An 18,978-nucleotide genomic window follows, 5' to 3' on the forward strand; every position below is an offset into this window, starting at 1 on the left:
GTGCCCGGGACGCTTTGTCATTAAATATGGCGCATGGATGTTGCGGGCGCTCGCGCCCGTGCCGTACCCTGGGGAGGCTGGCTTGTTTGATGAGCCGGCAGAGTGGCGAGGGAAGGGGTCGCGTGCAGCGGGCGAAGCAGGTTTCGGAGTCTATCGAGCTGGGGATCATCCTGGCGCTGGTGGGCGGCTTCATGGATGTGTATTCCTATATGGGCCGCGGCGGCGTGTTTGCCAATGCGCAGACGGGCAACATCTTGTTGACGGGCGTCCATCTTTCCCAGGGGGAATTCGGCTTGGCTGCAAGCTTCCTGCTGCCCGTCCTCTCCTTTGCCGTCGGTATCATGGTGAGCGACCTGGTGCACGTGCGTTTCGCGAGCGCGATCCACTGGCGACAGGTGACCGTCGTCGCCGAGGCGCTTATCTTGCTGGGCGTGGGGTTCATCGATGCGCGGTACAACCTGGCGGCGAACTGCCTGACTTCCCTGGCATGCGGCATGCAGGTCGAGAGTTTCCGCAAGATCCACGGACGCGGCGTGGCGACCACGATGTGCATCGGCAACCTGCGCAGCGCGCTGCAGAACGTGGATGATTACATCATCACCCACAGGCGCGGGTTCCTGGTGAACGGCCTGCTGTATTTCGGTGTGATCGTGTGCTTCGTGGCCGGTGCGATCTTGGGCAACTGGTGCTTGGAACGATTCGGCCTGCAGGCTATCTCGCTGTGCTCGCTACTGCTGTTCGTGGCGTTCGTCTTGATGTTTTCCGATCGCGAAGCGAGAGGGGCCGATGCGCTGTAGCCCCGCATCGGCGCGGCGCGTTTGCGGGTATCATGGTGCTAGCGCGGACCGTGCCGCCGACGCTGCCGGCGGGCGTGCTCCGTGATTCCGTGCAAGGAGGCACATCATGGCTAATCGCATAGTTCTCAACACCATCTCCTATCATGGCGCGGGCGCCATCAAGGAGATCCCCGGCGAGCTCCAGCGCCGCGGTTACAAGAAAGTCTTCGTCTGCACCGATCCCGACCTGGTGAAGTTCGGCGTCGCCACCAAGGTGACCGACCTTCTGGACGAGGCGGGCATCGCCTACAGCGTCTACTCCGACATCAAGCCCAACCCCACCATCCAGAACGTCGTCGATGGCGTCGAGGCCTTTAAGGCCGCCGAGGCGGACTCCATCGTGACCATCGGCGGCGGCTCCGCCATGGACACCGCCAAGGCCATCGGCGTGATCATCACCAATCCCGAGTTCGCCGACGTGCGCAGCCTCGAGGGCGTCGCCCCCACCAAGAACCATGCCGTGTTCACCATCGCCGTGCCCACCACCGCCGGCACCGCGGCCGAGGTCACCATCAACTACGTCATCACCGACGTCGAGAAGGTCCGCAAGTTCGTCTGCGTCGACACCAACGACGCTCCCGAGGTCGCCGTCGTCGACCCCGAGATGATGGCCACCATGCCCGCCGGCCTCACCGCCAGCACCGGCATGGACGCGCTCACCCACGCCATCGAGGGCTACACCACCCAGGGCGCCTGGGAGATGTCCGACATGTTCCACCTCAAGGCGATCGAGCTCATCTCCAAGAACCTCCGCGACGCCGTCGCCGAGGCCAAGAGCGGCGTTCCCGGCTCCGGCCGCGAGGGCATGGCGCTCGCCCAGTACATCGCCGGCATGGGCTTCTCCAACGTCGGTCTGGGCGTCGACCACTCCATGGCCCACACGCTCTCCGCGCACTTCGACACCCCGCATGGTGTGGCCTGCGCCATGCTGCTGCCCATCGCGATGGAGTTCAACAAGCCCGTCGTGACCGAGCGCCTGGCCAAGGTCGCCGAGGCCATGGGCGTCGACACCACCGGTATGAGCACCGACGAGGCCGCCGACGCCGCCATCGCCGCCGTCAAGCAGCTTTCCGTCGATGTGAACATCCCGACGGTGTGCGAGGCCATCACCGAGGAGGAGCTCGACACGCTCACCCGCGACGCCATGGCCGACGCCTGCTTCCCGGGCAACCCCCGCGAGGCTTCCTACGACGACGTCATGGGCATGTTCCGCCAGATCATGGCGTAGCTCGCTGAATCTCGATAAAGCGCATTCGGGCCTCGGAGTCGCGACTCCGAGGCCCTTTTGCATCTGGTGCCCGATAGGGGTGCGCCTGGTTTTGAAAGACGGGATTCGAACAGCCAGACGGGGCCGCGTCGCTAGGCGAGGGCGCGCACGGCTGTTCCACCGCCCAAGACGATGTCGCCCCGATACGCAACGACCGCCTGGCCCGGCGCGATGGCGCGCTGCGCCGCTTCGAAGAGCAGGGCCATCTCGCCGTCGTGCCGGCCCCGCATGAGGCGGGCTTCCTGGTCTGGTTGACGATAGCGGACCTTCGCGCAGACCGCGATGCCCGTGTCGCCGGCGGCGTCGAGGGCTGCCTGCGCTTCGCGGGCCGGCACGCTCCAGGTCCAGTCGCATGCCACGAGCCCGCTGGCGTCGAGGTCCTCGCTCTCGCCAAGTACGACGGTGTTGGAGGCGGCGTCGATGCTCGTGACGAACACGGGGTGCGCCATGGCCACGCCGAGTCCCTTGCGCTGGCCGATCGTGTAGCGAATCGCGCCGTGATGGGTGCCGAGGACATCTCCGGCGGCGTTGACGATGGGGCCATCCGGCAGCTCGCGGTCACGTCGGCGTTCGATGAAGCGGGCGAAGTCGTTATCGGGTACGAAGCAGATGCCTTGGCTGTCGCCCTTTTTCGCGATGGCGAAGCCCTGTTCCTCGGCGATGCGGCGCACGTCGGTCTCTTTGATGAGCCCTCCAAGCGGGAAGAGCGTGCGCGCGAGCTTGTCAGGTGTGAGCGTGTAGAGGAAATAGCTCTGGTCCTTGGTGGCGTCGGCCGCTTTGGCGAGGAGCGCGCTGCCGTCGTCGTCGCGCTCGATGCGCGCGTAGTGGCCCGTGGCGACGTAGTCGCAACCCAGTTCATCGGCGATCTCGAAGAGCCGCCCGAACTTGAGGCTGCGATTGCACAGCACGCAGGGATTCGGGGTGAGCCCCGTCTCGTAGGCGCTCACGAATCGCTCGATCACGTCGCGGTCGAATTGCTCGCGGCAGTCGATGACGCGGTGCTCGATGCCGAGCTGCGCGGCGAGCGCTGCGGCGTCGCGGATATCGCGCTCGTTATCGCAGGCGCGTTCGGAATCGCGACCGGCCGTCGCGCCGTCGTAGAGGCGCATGGTGGCGCCGATGCACTCGTAGCCCTGCTTGAGCAGCAGGTGCGCGGTGACGCTCGAGTCGACGCCGCCGCTCATGGCGACGAGGACGCGGGAGCGAGGTGCGCTGGCAGCGGACATGGGGTTCTCCTTGACGTGGTTGGAGTACGGGCGCGAGGGATCGCGCGCCGGGACGTGAAGTTATTAGTGTATCGCGGCGCGCACCGCGCGAGGTCCGTTATGAGAAGAGCGGTGTGGAGAGGTAGCGCTCGCCGGTATCGGGGAGCAGGGCCACGATTGTCTTACCGGCGTTTTCCGGGCGACGTGCCAGCTCGAGTGCCGCCCATGTTGCCGCACCGGACGAGATTCCAACCAGCACGCCCTCCTCGCTGCCCAGGCGCCTGCCCGTGGCGAATGCATCGGCGGCTTCGACAACGAGCACCTCGTCGTAGATCCGCGTGTCGAGGACCTCGGGCACGAAGCCCGCGCCGATTCCCTGGATCTTATGAGGGCCCGCCTGGCCTTGCGTGAGAACGGGGGAGTCGGCCGGCTCCACGCCCACCACGCGGATAGCGGGGTTTTGCTGTTTGAGATAGGTGCCGACGCCGGTGATGGTTCCGCCGGTGCCGATACCCGCGACGAAGATGTCTACGGCGCCGTCGGTGTCGCGCCAGATTTCGGGGCCGGTACCGGCGACGTGCGCGGCGGGGTTGGCGGGGTTCTCGAACTGGCCGGCGACGATGCTCCCGGGTATCTGGCGTGCGAGCTCTTGGGCCTTGGCGATGGCCCCCTTCATGCCGAGCGCGCCGTCGGTGAGCACGAGCTCGGCGCCGTAGGCGCGCATGAGCTGGCGTCGCTCCATGCTCATGGTTTCGGGCATGGTGATGACGAGGCGGTAGCCGCGCGCGGCCGCAACGCTGGCAAGGCCGACGCCGGTGTTGCCCGACGTGGGTTCGATGATGGTGTAGCCGGCGTGGGGGGCGATGTCTCCGCGTTCCTCGGCGGCGTCGATCATGGCTCGCGCGACGCGGTCCTTGACCGAGCCGGCGGGGTTGAAGTACTCGAGTTTCACCAGGACGCGCGCCTGGAGGTTCTCGGCCGCCTCGATATGCGTGAGCTCGAGGAGCGGGGTGTTGCCGATAAGCTGGTCGATGCTGGTGTAGACCTGTGGCATGGCGACTCCTTTTGATGCAACCCATAATATTGATGGGAAAATGCTGGATAAATTGGAACTAGTTAACCATGAATATTCGGCTCGTCAAGAGTATATGCACGTGTAAAGCGATTTGTTTCAAATTTGCAACCAGGATTCGATGGGCGGCTCACAGGCGCAACGAGCGGGCAATCGCACACCCCCTTGCGTTACCGCACGTCAGCAGCATGTTTTCCATCACCGTCCGTCGTTGAAAACCGTCCAGTCGTGCCTTTGATTGCGTTCGGATATTCGCCATTTGATACACGTCTGTTACCATAAATCCACCATTCACGTCGGGAGGAGGTGGTTACATGTTGGTATCCACGAAGGGTCGGTACGCCCTGCGCGTCATGGTTGATCTGGCCGAGCACCAGGGGGACGGGAGAATTCCCTTGAAGCAGATCGCCGATCGTCAGGACGTATCCGAGAAGTACCTGGAGAACATCTTGTCCACGTTGGTGCGCAACAAGGTGCTCACGGGCATGCGCGGCAAGGGCGGTGGCTATCGTCTCACCAAGGACCCGTCCGAGTTCACGGTGGGGCAGATCCTGCGTCTGACCGAGGGCACGTTGGCTCCGGTTGCCTGCTTGAACGGGACGTGCGGCGCCTGTCCCCGCACCGATGAATGTCCTACGGTAGGGATGTGGACGCAGCTCGATACGCTCATCTCGTCGTATCTCGATGGAGTGACCATCGAGGATCTACGTTGCGCCCCGCGTGGGCTGGATTACACGATCTAGGGAAGGTTCGCGCGTTTTTGCGAGGTTCGGGGGTGTCCGGTATGTCTGGCACCCCCGTTTTTACGGCACGTTGCCGCGGCCGTGCGATGCGGGGCGATATGCGGGCGCGGCTCGTCCGGGCCCTCGCCGTCGTGGTCTGCTGGTGCGCGGGCGTTCTTCCGGAATCGTCGTCTCGACGGCCGGTCGATAGGCCATGCCTGCCGCGCCGTGTGATTGTCTAGGAGAAATGAACGCCGTTCGCTTGCGGGCCGACACCGCTCGTGCGGGGTTGCGCCGCGTTGTTTGAGGCAGGGCGGGCTCCGTACTATAACTTGTTGTATCTGCAGCGTTTTTGAGGCTGCGGTTTTGACAAGGCAGGCCGTGGCGCGCGCCCGGCCGAAAGAGGACGGGGGATCGCATGAGAACAGTTGCCAACTCTCGATGGTGGAAGGGAGCGTTGCTGGTAGTCGCCGTGCTCCTGTGCTGTACCGTCGCATATGCGCCGTTGCGCGCGTGGGCTGAGGCGCGGGCGGCGGGCGTCGACGTGATCATCGACGATACCGATCCCCGTTGGAGCTACTCAGGAGGCGGCGCCAACAACGGCGGATGGACCGGTGGCGGGTCGGGAGATGCCGCGAGCACCGAGCATTGGTCCAATAGCGTGGGCGCTACGGTCGACATCTCCTTCGAGGGAGACGGTCTCGAGCTGTACGGCATCAAGGCGCCGAACCATCGCTTCATCAAGGTGGCCGTCGACGAAGGCGATCCCGTGGAAGCGGACTGCTACGCTGCGTCCCGTGAGTCCGATCAGCTCTTGGTTGCGTTGAACGGGCTCGGCAAAGGGGCACACGTCGCCCATATCGAGGTACTCGAGAAGACCAACCCCGCTGCCGTGGACGCGCTGGGCGTGTCGCTGCAATACGCGATCGCCAAGAACGTCGAGCTGGACCCCGATCGCGATATCACGTCCCGCGTCGAGGTGGGCGCGCGCACCGATGGGGAAGAGCTGTTCCACTGGCGCTTCGATGGCGATTGGACGTATGGCAATACGCATCCCGACCTCTTCTCGGCGGGCGATGAGATGTATTCCCATGGCAAGGATGCCAAGGCGACGCTGTATTTCGAGGGCACCCAGGTTATCGTGGGCGGCAGCCTGAATCGCGCGCACAGCACCTATCAGTTTGCGATCGACGGCAAGGTCGCGGGCACCTTCAACGCGGGTACCGCGAGCGGAAAGCACCAGCAGGTGCTCTTTACGTCCGAAAAGCTCGAGAACAGGGTACATGAGCTCGTGATCACCAACGTGGGCGAGACCGATACCATTCAGCTCGACTTCGCCGACGTCGTCCATAAGCCCATCAAGGTGAGCGGCATGACGCTCGATACCGATGACTTCGCCCTCGAGGCCGGCAAGCAGCGCGAGCTTTCCTATACGCTCCTGCCCGCGCTGGCCGATCCCGTCCCGGTTGCATGGAGCTCCAGCAACGAGGATGTGGCCACGGTCGAGGACGGCGTCGTGACGGCCAAGGAGGTCGCTCGGAAGGCGACGGCTACCATCACGGCGTCCGTCGAGGGCAGCGATGTGAACGCTTCCGTCGAGGTGACGGTCTATCCGAAGGTCCGCGATTTCAACGCCTTCGTCGGCGACGAGAAGCTGCTCGATCTGCCGGCGAGCGCGTACGAGGATGCTATGACCACCTTCGCCGATGAATGGAGCGACGTCGCCTGGCTCGGCGATGCGCGCGCTTCCAAGATCGGCGTCGCCACCCGCGACCACCAGGTGGATGGCGTGACCATCGAGGTGGGGGACTTCACCACCGCGAACGGCGACGTCATCGATGCCTCCAACGTCGAGGTGCGGTGGCTGCGCGAGGTGATCGCCGACGCCAATCGCGGCATGTCCGGACGCAAGGTCAGCTATCCCGATGTCATCTGCTATCCCAATACCGGTATCGACATCCCGGCCGAGACGCTTCGCTTCGCATGGGTGACCCTCAACGTTCCCGTTGACGCCGCGCCCGGCGTATACACGGGTGTCCTGACGGTCAAGGCGGGCGACGTCGAGTATCCGTTGAGCTACACGCTCGAGGTCATCGGCATCGAGCAGCCCGCGCCGCAAGAGGTCGGCTATAGCGTGCAGCTGTGGCAGCACCCCTTCTCCGCTACGGGTTACTACTTCGGCAAGAGCACCATCTGGGGCGGCCAGGGCGGTAGCGGCCTGTGGGGCGCTACCGTGGGCACGGATGCGCCCATCGACAAGTTCCTGGATGACGATTTCCGTCAATACTACAAGGGGACCCTTGAGGACTATGCCGCCATGGGAGGCGACGACCTGGTCGCCAACATCGTGGATGAGGCATGGGGCCATCAGTGCTACTACTCCGACAAGGGTATGGTCCAGTGGACCAAGACCGCCGATGGCTGGGATTACGACTACACGCTCTTCGATAGGTGGGTCGAGTTCGGTATCGAGTGCGGCGTGATCGACCCCGCCTCCGGCCGCGGCAAGATCAAGTGCTACTCCATGATTCCGTGGAACAACCGCGTGACCTACACGGATGCCGCAACGGGTGAGCTCGTGAAGGTGGACCTCACGCCGCTCTCGAAGCAGTGGCAGCAGATCTGGACGCCGTTCCTGGAGGATTTCATCGCGCACCTCGAGGAGAAGGGCTGGTTCGACATCACCTACATCGCCTTCGATGAGCGCCCTGCTATCGATGGTGTCTGCAAGTTCATCAAGGAGCACAAGAACGCCGCGGGCGCGGCCTTGAAGACCGCCGCCGCCATCAACTACGCTCCCGACCAGGTGGGCGAGGACCAGTACCTCGACGACATCTCCGTCGGTCAGAAGCACGTACTGAGCTCCTGGTCCATGGACGAATGGTATGCGTTCGTCGATGCTCGCCGCGAACAGGGCCTCGAGACGACGATGTATACCTGCACGGGCGACTACCCCAATAGCTCCCAGCAGGCCGACCCAGGCGATACCTACTGGTCCGCGCTGTATTCGCAGGCGCTCCATACCGACGGCTACCTTCGTTGGGCGCTCGATGCCTGGACCAACGACATGTACGGCGATACCACGTTCGTCAACTGGGAGCCGGGCGACGCGTGGTTCATCTATCCGCTCGAGCTGGGTGTGGACGGCGTGTACGATCCGGCCAAGCTGGCTGAAAACCCCAAGGGGTACTACAGCTCGCCTCGTTACGAACTGTTCAAGCAGGGAATCCGTGACGTTTGCAAGGCCCGCTATCTCGAGGAGAACGGTACCGCCGGGCAGGCGGCTACCGTAAAGGCATCGTTCGATTCCATGCAGTTCCCCAACGGCTCGAACAACGTCCCCTCTTCTGAAGCCGATCGCATGCTGGCCCACTCCGAGTCCGACCGCGTCTATACCGAGCTGACCCAGGTCGCGCGCGAGTACGCCGAGGACCATGCTGCCCCGCAGGTGAACAAGGCCGCCCTCCAGGCCAAGTACGACGAGGTCAAGGACCTTGCGGCCGACGGCTACACCGCCGACTCCTGGAAGGCCTTCGAGTCCGCCCTCAGGACCGCGAAGACGGTCCTCGAGAGCGACAAGGCCGGCCAGGCCGACGTCGACCTCGCGCTGCAGATGCTCGCCGACGCCCATGCCGGCTTGAAGAAGGAAGAGGCCCCGCAGGTCGACAAGGCAGCCCTCGAGGCAGCGGTCGAGGAGGCCCGCGCCCTCAAGGCCGAGGACTACAAGACCATGACCTGGCACCCGTTCGCCGGCGCCCTGAAGTCCGCCGAGAAGGTCCTGGCCGACGCCGAGGCCGACCAGAAGGCGGTCGACGCCGCCGCGAAGGCCCTGGCCGACGCCCGCGCCGGCCTGAAGCCCGTCGAGAAGGTCGCCTTCGTCGACGTCGACGAGGACACGTCGCACAGGGCCGAGGTCGAGTGGCTGGCAGCCAACGGCGTCACCAAGGGCTGGGACAACGGCGACGGCGCCTTCGAGTTCCGCCCCTACGCCACGGTGAAGCGCGCCGACATGGCCGCCTTCCTCTACCGCCTGGCCGGCGAGCCGGAGTTCGACGTCAATAAGACCCCGGCCTTCGCCGACGTGGACGAGAAGACCCCGCACCGCGACGCCATCCTGTGGCTCGCCGCGGAGGGCATCTCCACCGGCTACAAGGGCGCCGACGGCAAGGCCGAGTTCCGCCCCTACGCCGAGATCGCCCGCTGCGACATGGCCGCGTTCCTGTACCGCATGGCCGGCGAGCCCGAGTTCGAGGCGAAGGACGCCTTCGCGGACGTCGCGAGGGACACGCCGCACCGCGGGGCCGTGCTGTGGCTGGCCGCCTCCGGCGTCTCCACCGGCTGGACCGCCGGGGACGGCACGAGGACGTTCCGCCCCTACGACCGGATCGTCCGCTGCGACATGGCCGCGTTCCTGCAGCGCATGGCGGAGAAGGACCTGGTGGACCTGAAGTAGGCACCGCCCCCTCGGAAAGGGGACAGGCACTTTTCCGAGAGGGGCGCGCGCTCGGAAAGGGGACGGGCGCCTTTCCGAGCACGGGGCCGCCGCTGGGCGGCGCCCGCGCCGCCGGGGGTCGCGGTCCCCGGCGCGTGCCGGGGCGCTTCCGCCGACATATCCCCGACGCGAGGGGGCCGGCTTCCGGGCCGGCCCCCTCTTCCATGCCGCGGCCCCTCGGCGCTGGCTTATCGGGGGGAGGGCGCCCCGGCCCGCCCCGAGGGCGGCCCGCCGGGGGAAGGCCGCTCCGCCGGTCCCGCGGCGGCGGCTCGGCGGGGGACGCGGCCCGGCGCCGCCTTATCGAGAGGAAAAGCCGTTCCATCCGAGAGCTCTTCCGGAAACCCGACGCCGGAGGCCCGCGACCGCGCTTTCCTGACGCCATCGGGCCCTTTCGGGCGCGCCGCGCGTCAGGAAACCGCGGCCCCACGTCCTTTTCGGGAGCGATGCGCGCGGAGGCGCCCGCGGCCCGCGGAAACCTGACGGGGAGAGCCCGCCGCCGCGGCCCGCCGGGAGGAATCGCCGCCGAACGCCGTTCGCGCGCGGAAACCTGACGCGAAGATTCGAGCCCGCGGTTGAAGAGGCCGCAGGCCAGCTCCCTCACCGATCTGTTGTAGATCATCATGGAAAAGCCTCCCATCTCTCGGGCTTCTATTTCCTTGTTCAAGAAATGGGAGGCAGTTCAATGCGCTTGGCCGTCGAAGGCTTGAGCCCGTCCGCTTTGGCGTAATCGTCTGCGATGCTGGGGGTGCTGGCAGCGGCTGGAAGCGTGGCGGGTCGAGCACCTCGGGGGCGTGCCGTGTCGGCGGGAGCGCCCTTGCCCTCTGGCGTGGCGGATGCGGCGGCGATGCGCTTATGATGCTTCAGATGGATGGCGACGCGTCGGTGCGGCGAGCGGTATCGTGAGCTCGCGGCCGTTGACCAGCTCTGCCACGCTGGCGTCGTAGAGAACGGTGCCCGTGTCGAGGTCGGTGATGCCTTCCTTGAAGGGAGGCTTTCGCGCGCGCCGACCGCCGTCGTCCGCGAGCGCATAGGCGCCTGCGCGTGGGCGCGCATCGTGTGCAGAAACGATGTCGAGGGTTCTCTCGTCGATTGTTCTGCAAAAGTTCAATTCCGTTGCGCTACACTCGATTGAAATTGAACTTCTACTGGAAAAGAAATTGAACTCCAGTGCCGTTCATCGTTAACAAATTGAACTTAAGGAGGTAGATGTGGCAGAAACGGAATTTTCCCTCCGTCTTAAACAGGCGATGCGCGAGCGCGGCCTCAAGCAGGCCGACCTCGTGCGCCTGGCGGGCGACTACGGGGGCCGCCTGGGAAAAAGCCAGGTGAGCCAATATGCGAGCGGCAAGACCATGCCGCGTCCCGATATGGTTCGCCTGCTCGCCGCCATCTTGGACGTGGACGCGTCCTGGCTGGAATCCGGCGACGCCCCGCTGCCGTCCGATGCCCACCTGGACGCCCCGCCCGCGTGCGCGGCCGCGCCGGCTTCCCCTTCCAGCCGGTCGGCTGCTCGGCATCCTGATAGCCGGCCAGCCCTTTCTACCTCGCAATCCATTCAATCCCAAGGGAGCACCACCATGCGCGAATTTAAAAAGTCTTCCAAGCTCGATAACGTTCTGTACGACGTCCGCGGCCCCGTGGTGGACGAGGCGAGCCGCATGGAGGCCGAGGGGAAGCGCATCCTCAAACTCAACATCGGCAACCCGGCGCCGTTCGGCTTCCGTACGCCCGACGAGGTTATCGCCGACATGCGCATGCAGCTGCCCGACTGCGAGGGCTACTCCGATTCCAAGGGCCTGTTCTCGGCGCGTAAGGCCATCATGCAGTATGCGCAGCTCAAGCATCTGCCCAACGTGGACATGGATAGCATCTACACCGGTAACGGCGTGTCGGAGCTCATCAACCTGTGCATGCAGGCGCTTTTGGATACGGGCGACGAGATCTTGATCCCCAGCCCCGATTACCCGCTGTGGACCGCGTGCGCCACGCTCTCGGGCGGCACGCCCGTGCATTACGTGTGCGACGAGGAGGCCGAATGGTATCCGGACCTGGCCGATATCGAGAGCAAGGTGACCTCGCGCACCAAGGCCATCGTTATCATCAACCCCAACAACCCCACCGGTGCGCTGTATCCGCGCGAGGTCCTCGAGGGCATCGTCGAGATCGCGCGCAAGCACCAGCTCATGATCTTCTCCGACGAGATCTACGACCGCCTGGTGATGGATGGCGAGGAGCACGTGTCTATCGCGTCGCTCGCGCCCGACCTGTTCTGCATCACGTTCTCGGGCTTGTCCAAGTCCCATATGATCGCGGGCTACCGCATCGGCTGGATGGTTCTTTCGGGCAACAAGCGCTGCGCGAAGGACTTCATCATGGGCATCAACATGCTGTCGAACATGCGCCTGTGCTCCAATGTGCCGGCTCAGTCGATCGTGCAGACGGCGTTGGGCGGGCATCAGAGTGTGGAGGGCTACGTGGTGCCTGGCGGGCGCATCTACGACCAGCGCGAGTACGTATATAAGGCGCTCAACGATATCCCGGGCATCACGGCGGTCAAACCCAAGGCGGCGTTCTACATCTTCCCGAAGATCGACGTGAAGAAGTTCAACATCACGAACGACGAGCAGTTCGCGCTCGACCTACTGCACGAGAAGCGCGTGCTCATCGTGCCGGGCAAGGGCTTCAACTGGGGCCAGCCCGACCACTTCCGCGTGGTGTACCTGCCGCGCATGGACGTGCTGCAGGAGTGCATGGAGGATCTGGCGGACTTCATGGCGCATTACCGTCAGGCGTAAGCGGCGCGTATCGCGGCTTTCCTGTGGAGTCACAGGTTGTCCACGTATTTATGGGTGCGGACACCTAAACTGGGTGACCGGCCGAAAGGCCTGGCTGGCACGGTGAGGAGAATACCGTGCTCGTTTGAGAAGCGGCGCAAGAGATGAGCCGCCCAACACGCGCGGAAGCGCAGGAGGATTCAATGTCTGAGATCAACGAAACGAATGAGACCATGGAAGAGACCGTAGTTGAGACCGCTGCCGAGGCAGTGGAGGAGACCATCGAGGAGCAGGCTGCCCTCGAGGAGACCGTTGTAGAGAACGATGCCGAGGAGGCTGTCGAGGCCGAGGTTGAGGCCGAGGACGAGGCTCCCAGCACCGATGATGAACTGTTTGATAAGGCCAACCGCGCAGCCCGCCTGCTTCGCGCCCGCCGTGCCGTGATGGCTCGCGAGGCCGAGGCTCGCGCTGCCCGCATGGAGGACCTGAAGCGCGCCCTCAAGCTCCTGGAGCTCAAGCCCAAGATGGAGCAGAAGGAGATGGCGGATCTGCTGGGCATGCGCCTGCGCGAGCTCGATTCGCTGCTGGCCGAGGCCGAGGCTTCCGACATCGTTGCCCGCGTCGAGCCGGCCGACGAGCCCGACATGCGCAAGGTTGTCGTGTACACCAGCGACGATGCTGTGACCCGCGTGGGCGTTCTGGCCAAGAAGCAGGACAAGCTCGTTCCCAGCCTCACCGACGAGGAGACCGAGCAGCTTTTTGCCCTGCTCAGCAAGGTCATCGACCCGCTTACCGCTATGGGCCTCGATAACGACGACGACCGTGGTGGCCGTGGCGGCTTCGGCGGCCGTGGCGGCGACCGTGGCGGCCGTGGCGGCTTCGACCGCGGTGGCGACCGTGGCGGCCGCGGCGGCTTCGACCGTGGTGGCCGTGGCGGCGACCGCGGCGGCTTCGACCGTGGCGGCCGTGGCGGCGACCGTGGCGACCGCGGTGGCCGTGGCGGCTTCGATCGCGGTGGCGACCGTGGTGGTCGCGGCGGCTTCGACCGCGGCGGCCGTGGCGGCTTCGGCGGCCGCGACGATCGCGGTCCGCGTCGTGATGACCGCGGCTTCGGCGGCCGCGGCGGCGACCGTGGCGGCTTCGGCGGCGACCGTGGCGGCTTCGGCGGCGGCCGCGGTGGCGACCGTGGCGGCCGTGGCGGCTTCGGTGGTGGCCGCTACTAAGCGGTTGCCGTTGCCGACGCTGTGCGCCGTCAGGTATCTTGATGCTCTCGTTTGAGCATATGCGCGCATGAGCCCGGGAGGACAGCTAGGCTGCCTCCCGGGCTTTTTGTATGCTTCGCGCGCAGGGTTGGATTGCCGTACATGGCTCCCTCGTCTTCATCGACCGTTTTGCGGGGCAGGGTGGAGGGGTCGGATTGAACGGGGGTGCTTCCGGTTGCATTCGCTACGGGACCTCTGGCCGAGGGATGCTTTTGGCCATTGATCGCTCTGCTGGATATGTCTTATGCAGGCGGATGGGCTATAACCTGGTTTTATAGCGCTTGTTATACACGTCTATTCACGGGATCCTATCGGCCTGCATGTTCATTTTCTTACTGCTGGTCAAATTGCCAAGCTGTGTGGCGCGAGAGCCCCTCTTTGCGTGTGCTTGGGCGTCCTTTCCCGTATTATCGCGTTCCGTTCTCGCTTGATCTGCTGCCCTTTGCTCTCATGTGCATCCACGGATGTCGTTTTTCTGTGGCCAACCGTGTCAAAATACCCGGTCGTGCCGTAATTCTCTTTTGCATATCTTGTCTGTAAGTGACAGGGCGGCCACGCAGCTGGGTAGTTTGACCACACTCGCAATCGCGAACGAGGGAGAGGTGGTTGTGAATGTCGGGGTCAATCATTTGTCCGTGTTCTATGTCTGCATGGGAGCTGCTGCGCGCGAGCGGGCGTCTGCTGCCCGATCTGCTGGAGCGGCCGCGCACGAGCCGTCCGGCGGGCTGCTCGTTGCGTGCTCCCGATATGCTGCAGGAAGATATGGAGCGCGAGGGCGTTGTGACAGGGCCCTTCCATCTTGCCGTCGATGGATTCGTGAAGCGTTGCGGCCGTTCGGATGTGATATGCCATCGTTATGTGGGAGAGTTGTCCCGCCGTTCTTTTATTCGTGCGCGCCCCGGCCTCATGGTAAGCGGCCCGGAGCTTGCTTTTTGCGACATGGGCTCGTGTCCCGGTCTCGATGTGATCGACCTTGCGCTTATAGGGTTCGAGATGTGCGGAACGTACGTGCTCGATACTTCTTGGGACGGGCTTATCAATACCGATGCCCCCATGACTTCCATCGAGAAGATCGGCAGCATGATGGGTTACCGCCAGGGTTGCGCGGGAATACAGAAGGCGCGCGCCGCGCTGGAGCTCGTGCGCGATGGGTCAAATTCGCCCATGGAGACCGTGCTGTGCGCGTTGCTCACATTTCCGCGCCGGCTTGGTGGTTATGGCTTCGGTCCGGTTCGCCTGAACTACGAGGTATCCACGTCGTTGGGCACGCGCTATGTTGACGTGGCGTTTCCTACATGCGCGGTGGGCCTCGAGTACAAGGGTCGCAAGTTTCATTCTGTCGAACAGGTGGGTCGGGATGATCGCAGACAAAACGAGATCGTTGGTTCGGGAATCACGATCCTCAACGTCTGGTACGAAGACCTCGTGAGCGACCTGTTGTTCGACCGGCTTGTATCCGACCTCGTTCGCGCCATGGGCATCCGCCTACGTATCCGCGATAAGGCCTTCGCGCTGCGTCAGCAGGTCCTGCGTGCCCGGCTCCTCCCAGCCATCATGAACCTGGGGGTCAACAGGGAGGGGGCGTGACAGGCGATATTAATTAACGTGCTAGTGCTCTCAACTGTCTGCTGCGCTGGCAGCAATTTTGGCTTCGTTGCAGAATTGAGGCCTGTGATCCGTCGTTTTGCTATTCTGGGTTCAAAGGCGAAATGACTGAAAGGCCGACTATGAACAAGCTCGATTTCCAAAGCCAGGTAATTGCCGGTGCGAAAACCGCATTTGTAGACTCCTCTTCGCCTTCGGACGAGGAGGTTCGGCCTAATATCTTGGTCAATTCGAAGGTTCGCGGTGATAGCCTTCTTGCCATAATCAAGCGCGAGCTTCTTGCCTGCGATTCGTTTGATTTGTGTGTGGCGTTCGTTGCGGAATCTGGCCTTCAGCCGTTGGTGCAGGTTCTTGCCGAGCTCCAGTCAAAAGGCGTCCACGGACGTATCCTTACCTCCACGTATCTTAATTTCAATAAACCTCAAGTGTTTAAGAAGCTGCTTGAATACGACAACATTGAAACGCGAGTCTATCAGGGCAATCTGCATGCTAAGGGCTATGTGTTTGAATTGAATGGTGCGGCGACCATTATCGTTGGAAGCTCCAATCTCACGCAAAAGGCGCTTACGTGCAATAAGGAATGGAACGTTCTGTTTAGGTCTCACGAACGGGGCGAGATGTTTCAATCCGTACGTGCGGAGTTTGACGCCTTATGGTGCGACGTAGATACAGCGCTACTAACGGAAGAGTGGATCGAGGAATATCGGACGTATCGTTCTGCAGGTGATCCAAAGCCGGGTAAGCATCTTGCAGCATTCAAGCAGCCGCAGGTCCCGAGCGTTGAGTTGGATAATTTAAAACAGATCAAACCAAACAAAATGCAGGGCAAGGCTTTGGAGGCGCTTTCATTACTGCATGCTCGCAACGAGAGCCGGGCGCTTCTTGTTTCGGCTACGGGTACCGGTAAGACGTATCTGTCTGCATTCGAGGTCGCGGCGGTAAAACCCCGGCGCGTGTTGTTTTTAGCGCACCGACAGCGCATCTTGGATGCTTCGTGTCGTAGCTACAGGCGCCTGCTTGGTGATACGTACAGCTACGCGATGTATGAGCCGGGAAGCAAGCAACCTTATGAGGCGACCTGCTTGTTCGCGATGTGCTCGACGCTTTGCAAGCATCTGGATGATTTCGATCCCAAGCACTTTGACTATATTGTGATTGACGAGGCGCATCGCGTGGGAGCGAAGAGCTATCAGGATATCATGGCGCATTTTGCGCCGGACTTCTACCTGGGCATGACGGCGACGCCCAACCGAACCGATGGCTACGATGTCTTTGCGGTCTTCAATCATATGATTGCGTACCAGATCACGCTACAGGATGCGCTCACAAACGAAATGCTTGTCCCGTTCCATTATTTTGGAATCGCAGACTTGTCAATTGACTACGAGGAAAAGGATGACGTCTCGCTCTTCGCTCGATTGACATCGGAAGAGCGCGTTCGTCATATCGTGGAAAAGATCGAGCAATATACGGTCGACAAAGAGAATATACGTGGTCTCATTTTTTGCAATCGAAACGATGAGGCCGAGAAGCTTTCCGCGATGTTCAACAACCGTGGCTATCGCACAACGGCGCTGAGCGGTTCAGACTCGGACATCGTGCGCGATGCGGCCATCGCTCGGCTTGAGTCAGGTGAGCTCGAGTATATTTTCTCTGTTGACATATTTAATGAGGGCATCGATATTCCTTCGGTGAATCAGATTATCATGCTGCGCCGCACTGAGTCGGCCATCGTCTTCACTCAACAGCTTGGCCGCGGCTTGAGAAAGTGTAAGGAGAGGGGAAAGGAAAGTACCCTCGTTCTTGATTTTATTGGTAACTACCAGCGAAACTTCTTTGTTCCTGTAGCATTGTCAGGTGATAAAACGTACAACAAGGATACGCTTCGCAAGATCGTGAAGGAAGGCACATCGGTTATCCCGGGAGCCTCTACGGTCAGTTTCGATCGTGTGTCCGAGGCGCGAATCTATCGCGCTATCGATGGTGGTGATTTTACCGCGGCAAGGTTCCTGCGTAGTGAGTATGCGGATCTTCGCCAGATGCTTGGCCGCATCCCTGCGCTCCAAGAGTTCGACCGCAACGGCTCGATCGATCCGCTGCTCATCTTTAAGAAGTTCGGCTCGTATCACGCGTTTCTTGCGAAATATGAGAAGGAATACAACGTATCGTTCAGCAAACAGAAATGCTCGATCTTGAGGTTCATTTCCCAGAAGCTCGCGAATGGAAAGCGCTTCGAAGAGCTGTTTATGCTGCGCGAGCTGTTATTGGGCCATGAGGCATCGTCGGTTGAACTTATCGATACCGCCTTGCAGAGCTATAAGAAGGCATCCGTGGCAAGCACGATTATCTCGGCACATGCCGTTCTGTATGGCGACTTTTCTGCGGGCAAGGATTTTGTGCCGTTGGTCATGGCGGACGATGACGGTTATGCGCTGACGAGTGCATTCTCCCAGGCGCTGCAGGACGAGGAGTTTGCAAGACAGGTGCTGGAGGTTGTTGAGTTTGGATTGAGCCGCTACTACGCCTCATATGGTGAGCCGTATAAGGATACTAACTTTGTTCTATACGGGAAGTACACCTATGAGGAAGTGTGCCGCCTGCTTGAGTGGGACAAGAATATCAACGGGCAGAATATCGGTGGCTATAAGTACGATAAGCAAACCAACACCTATCCCGTCTTTATTAACTACGACAAGGATCCTGAGATTAGCGATTCGATCAAATATGAAGATCGCTTCCTATCGGATCGGGAGCTGGTGGCTATTTCTAAACAACCGCGTGATCTCTCGTCACCTGAGATCGTGCGGCTGAAGGAATGGCCGGATAATGGGATGAGGACGTATCTGTTTATGCGTAAGAACAAGAATGATGAGGGAAGTAAGGAGTTCTATTTCCTGGGCGAGATGTATCCCATCGGCAAGTTTGAGCAAATCGTGATGCCCGGTGCAAATAAGAAGGCGGTCGAGATCACATACCGCTTGGATTGCCCAGTTCGGCATGACATCTATGAATTCATGACGGCCGACCTAAATGAGACCGAGGAAGTCGAGTAAAAACAAGACGGAGGCTGCTGCTCACTTACGCAAGCGCGGCTTCGAGAGCTTCTACCACCTTGATGTCTGCTGGAAGCCAGTCGACGGACCAGAGAGTGTTGCGATCGAGCCAGCGTAGGTTTTCGTGCTCGGTATCTTGTATTTCACCCGATGCGATGGTGCAAGTAAAGCACTCCATGGAGAGGTGGAACGATTCGTAGTCGTGTTCGACGGTGTAGAGGTGCTTAAGGTCCTCGATGGTGACGCTCAGTTCTTCCTGGATCTCGCGAACACACGCCTGCTCACCGGTCTCACCTTCCTCGAGCTTGCCGCCGGGGAACTCCCAACCGCCCTTGAACTCGCCGTATCCGCGTTGTGCTGCGAGGATACGGTTATTTTTTACAATGATGGCGGCTGCCACGCGAATGGTCTTCATGGTGTGCTCCGATAACGCTGTGTAATCGAAGATAGTATAAATCTCGTACTTTGAAGTGGGTGAGAAGTCCACCCGTCTATTCAATTTGACCGTATATCGCTCGCATTGTGGTGACTTAAAGATCATATTGGCTAGATCGCCTAAGATCATATTGACCGATTCGCTGCATATGAAGGTTGCAATGCAAAATATATACGACCGTCTTAAGGAGCGGGGGGTGTCTCTATGGTTTTGTCAACCATGGCCGCCCTCGTTTTTCAGCATGGTCCATCGGG

Annotated in this window: 11 protein-coding genes; 8 read left to right on the forward strand and 3 right to left on the reverse strand. The window is 61.8% G+C overall.

Going from position 1 to position 18,978, the window contains the following annotated elements:
* Positions 1–122: 122 nt before the first annotated feature.
* On the forward strand, positions 123–797 hold the full coding sequence (locus E4J93_RS06885) for a YoaK family protein (RefSeq protein ID WP_187231646.1): 675 nt from the start codon (positions 123–125) through the stop codon (positions 795–797).
* Positions 798–903: 106 nt separating this feature from the next.
* Positions 904–2,064, forward strand: a complete 1,161-nt coding sequence (gene fucO / locus E4J93_RS06890; protein WP_147588731.1) for a lactaldehyde reductase — start codon at positions 904–906, stop codon at positions 2,062–2,064.
* A 131-nt stretch (positions 2,065–2,195) separates the two neighbouring features.
* Here fucO and mnmA read toward each other — a convergent pair whose 3' ends face one another.
* Positions 2,196–3,329: a tRNA 2-thiouridine(34) synthase MnmA gene (gene mnmA, locus E4J93_RS06895; protein WP_147588732.1), complete on the reverse strand. Its 1,134-nt coding sequence runs from the start codon at positions 3,327–3,329 to the stop codon at positions 2,196–2,198.
* A 97-nt stretch (positions 3,330–3,426) separates the two neighbouring features.
* Positions 3,427–4,362, reverse strand: coding sequence for a cysteine synthase A (cysK, locus tag E4J93_RS06900; protein WP_147588733.1), 936 nt, complete (start codon positions 4,360–4,362; stop codon positions 3,427–3,429).
* Positions 4,363–4,694: 332 nt separating this feature from the next.
* On the opposite strand from cysK, the gene E4J93_RS06905 reads away from it, so the two are divergent.
* From E4J93_RS06905 to E4J93_RS06935, 6 genes are all read left to right on the forward strand, one after another.
* The gene (locus tag E4J93_RS06905) at positions 4,695–5,123 is read left to right on the forward strand and encodes an Rrf2 family transcriptional regulator (protein WP_147588734.1); all 429 of its coding nucleotides are present in this window, start codon (positions 4,695–4,697) and stop codon (positions 5,121–5,123) included.
* A gap of 397 nt (positions 5,124–5,520) precedes the next feature.
* A complete protein-coding gene (locus E4J93_RS06910) occupies positions 5,521–9,555 on the forward strand; it encodes a glycoside hydrolase domain-containing protein (protein ID WP_147588735.1) in 4,035 nt (1,344 codons plus the stop codon).
* A 1,286-nt stretch (positions 9,556–10,841) separates the two neighbouring features.
* A complete protein-coding gene (locus E4J93_RS06920; RefSeq protein ID WP_370511760.1) occupies positions 10,842–12,389 on the forward strand; it encodes an aminotransferase class I/II-fold pyridoxal phosphate-dependent enzyme in 1,548 nt (515 codons plus the stop codon).
* Between the two features lie 182 nt (positions 12,390–12,571).
* The gene (locus tag E4J93_RS06925) at positions 12,572–13,591 is read left to right on the forward strand and encodes a hypothetical protein (protein ID WP_187231647.1); all 1,020 of its coding nucleotides are present in this window, start codon (positions 12,572–12,574) and stop codon (positions 13,589–13,591) included.
* A 681-nt stretch (positions 13,592–14,272) separates the two neighbouring features.
* Positions 14,273–15,217 (forward strand): hypothetical protein, encoded by a 945-nt coding sequence (locus tag E4J93_RS06930; RefSeq protein WP_147588738.1) that lies wholly within the window; start codon positions 14,273–14,275, stop codon positions 15,215–15,217.
* Positions 15,218–15,357: 140 nt separating this feature from the next.
* Complete coding sequence (locus tag E4J93_RS06935; protein ID WP_187231648.1) at positions 15,358–18,288, forward strand: DUF3427 domain-containing protein; 2,931 nt, start codon at positions 15,358–15,360, stop codon at positions 18,286–18,288.
* 25 nt (positions 18,289–18,313) lie between these two features.
* Here the strand turns inward: E4J93_RS06935 and E4J93_RS06940 are convergent, their stop codons facing one another.
* The gene (locus tag E4J93_RS06940) at positions 18,314–18,703 is read right to left on the reverse strand and encodes a (deoxy)nucleoside triphosphate pyrophosphohydrolase (RefSeq protein WP_147588740.1); all 390 of its coding nucleotides are present in this window, start codon (positions 18,701–18,703) and stop codon (positions 18,314–18,316) included.
* Positions 18,704–18,978: the final 275 nt, after the last annotated feature.

Source organism: Collinsella sp. BA40, from assembly GCF_008014645.1.
Classification (GTDB): Bacteria; Actinomycetota; Coriobacteriia; order Coriobacteriales; family Coriobacteriaceae; genus Collinsella.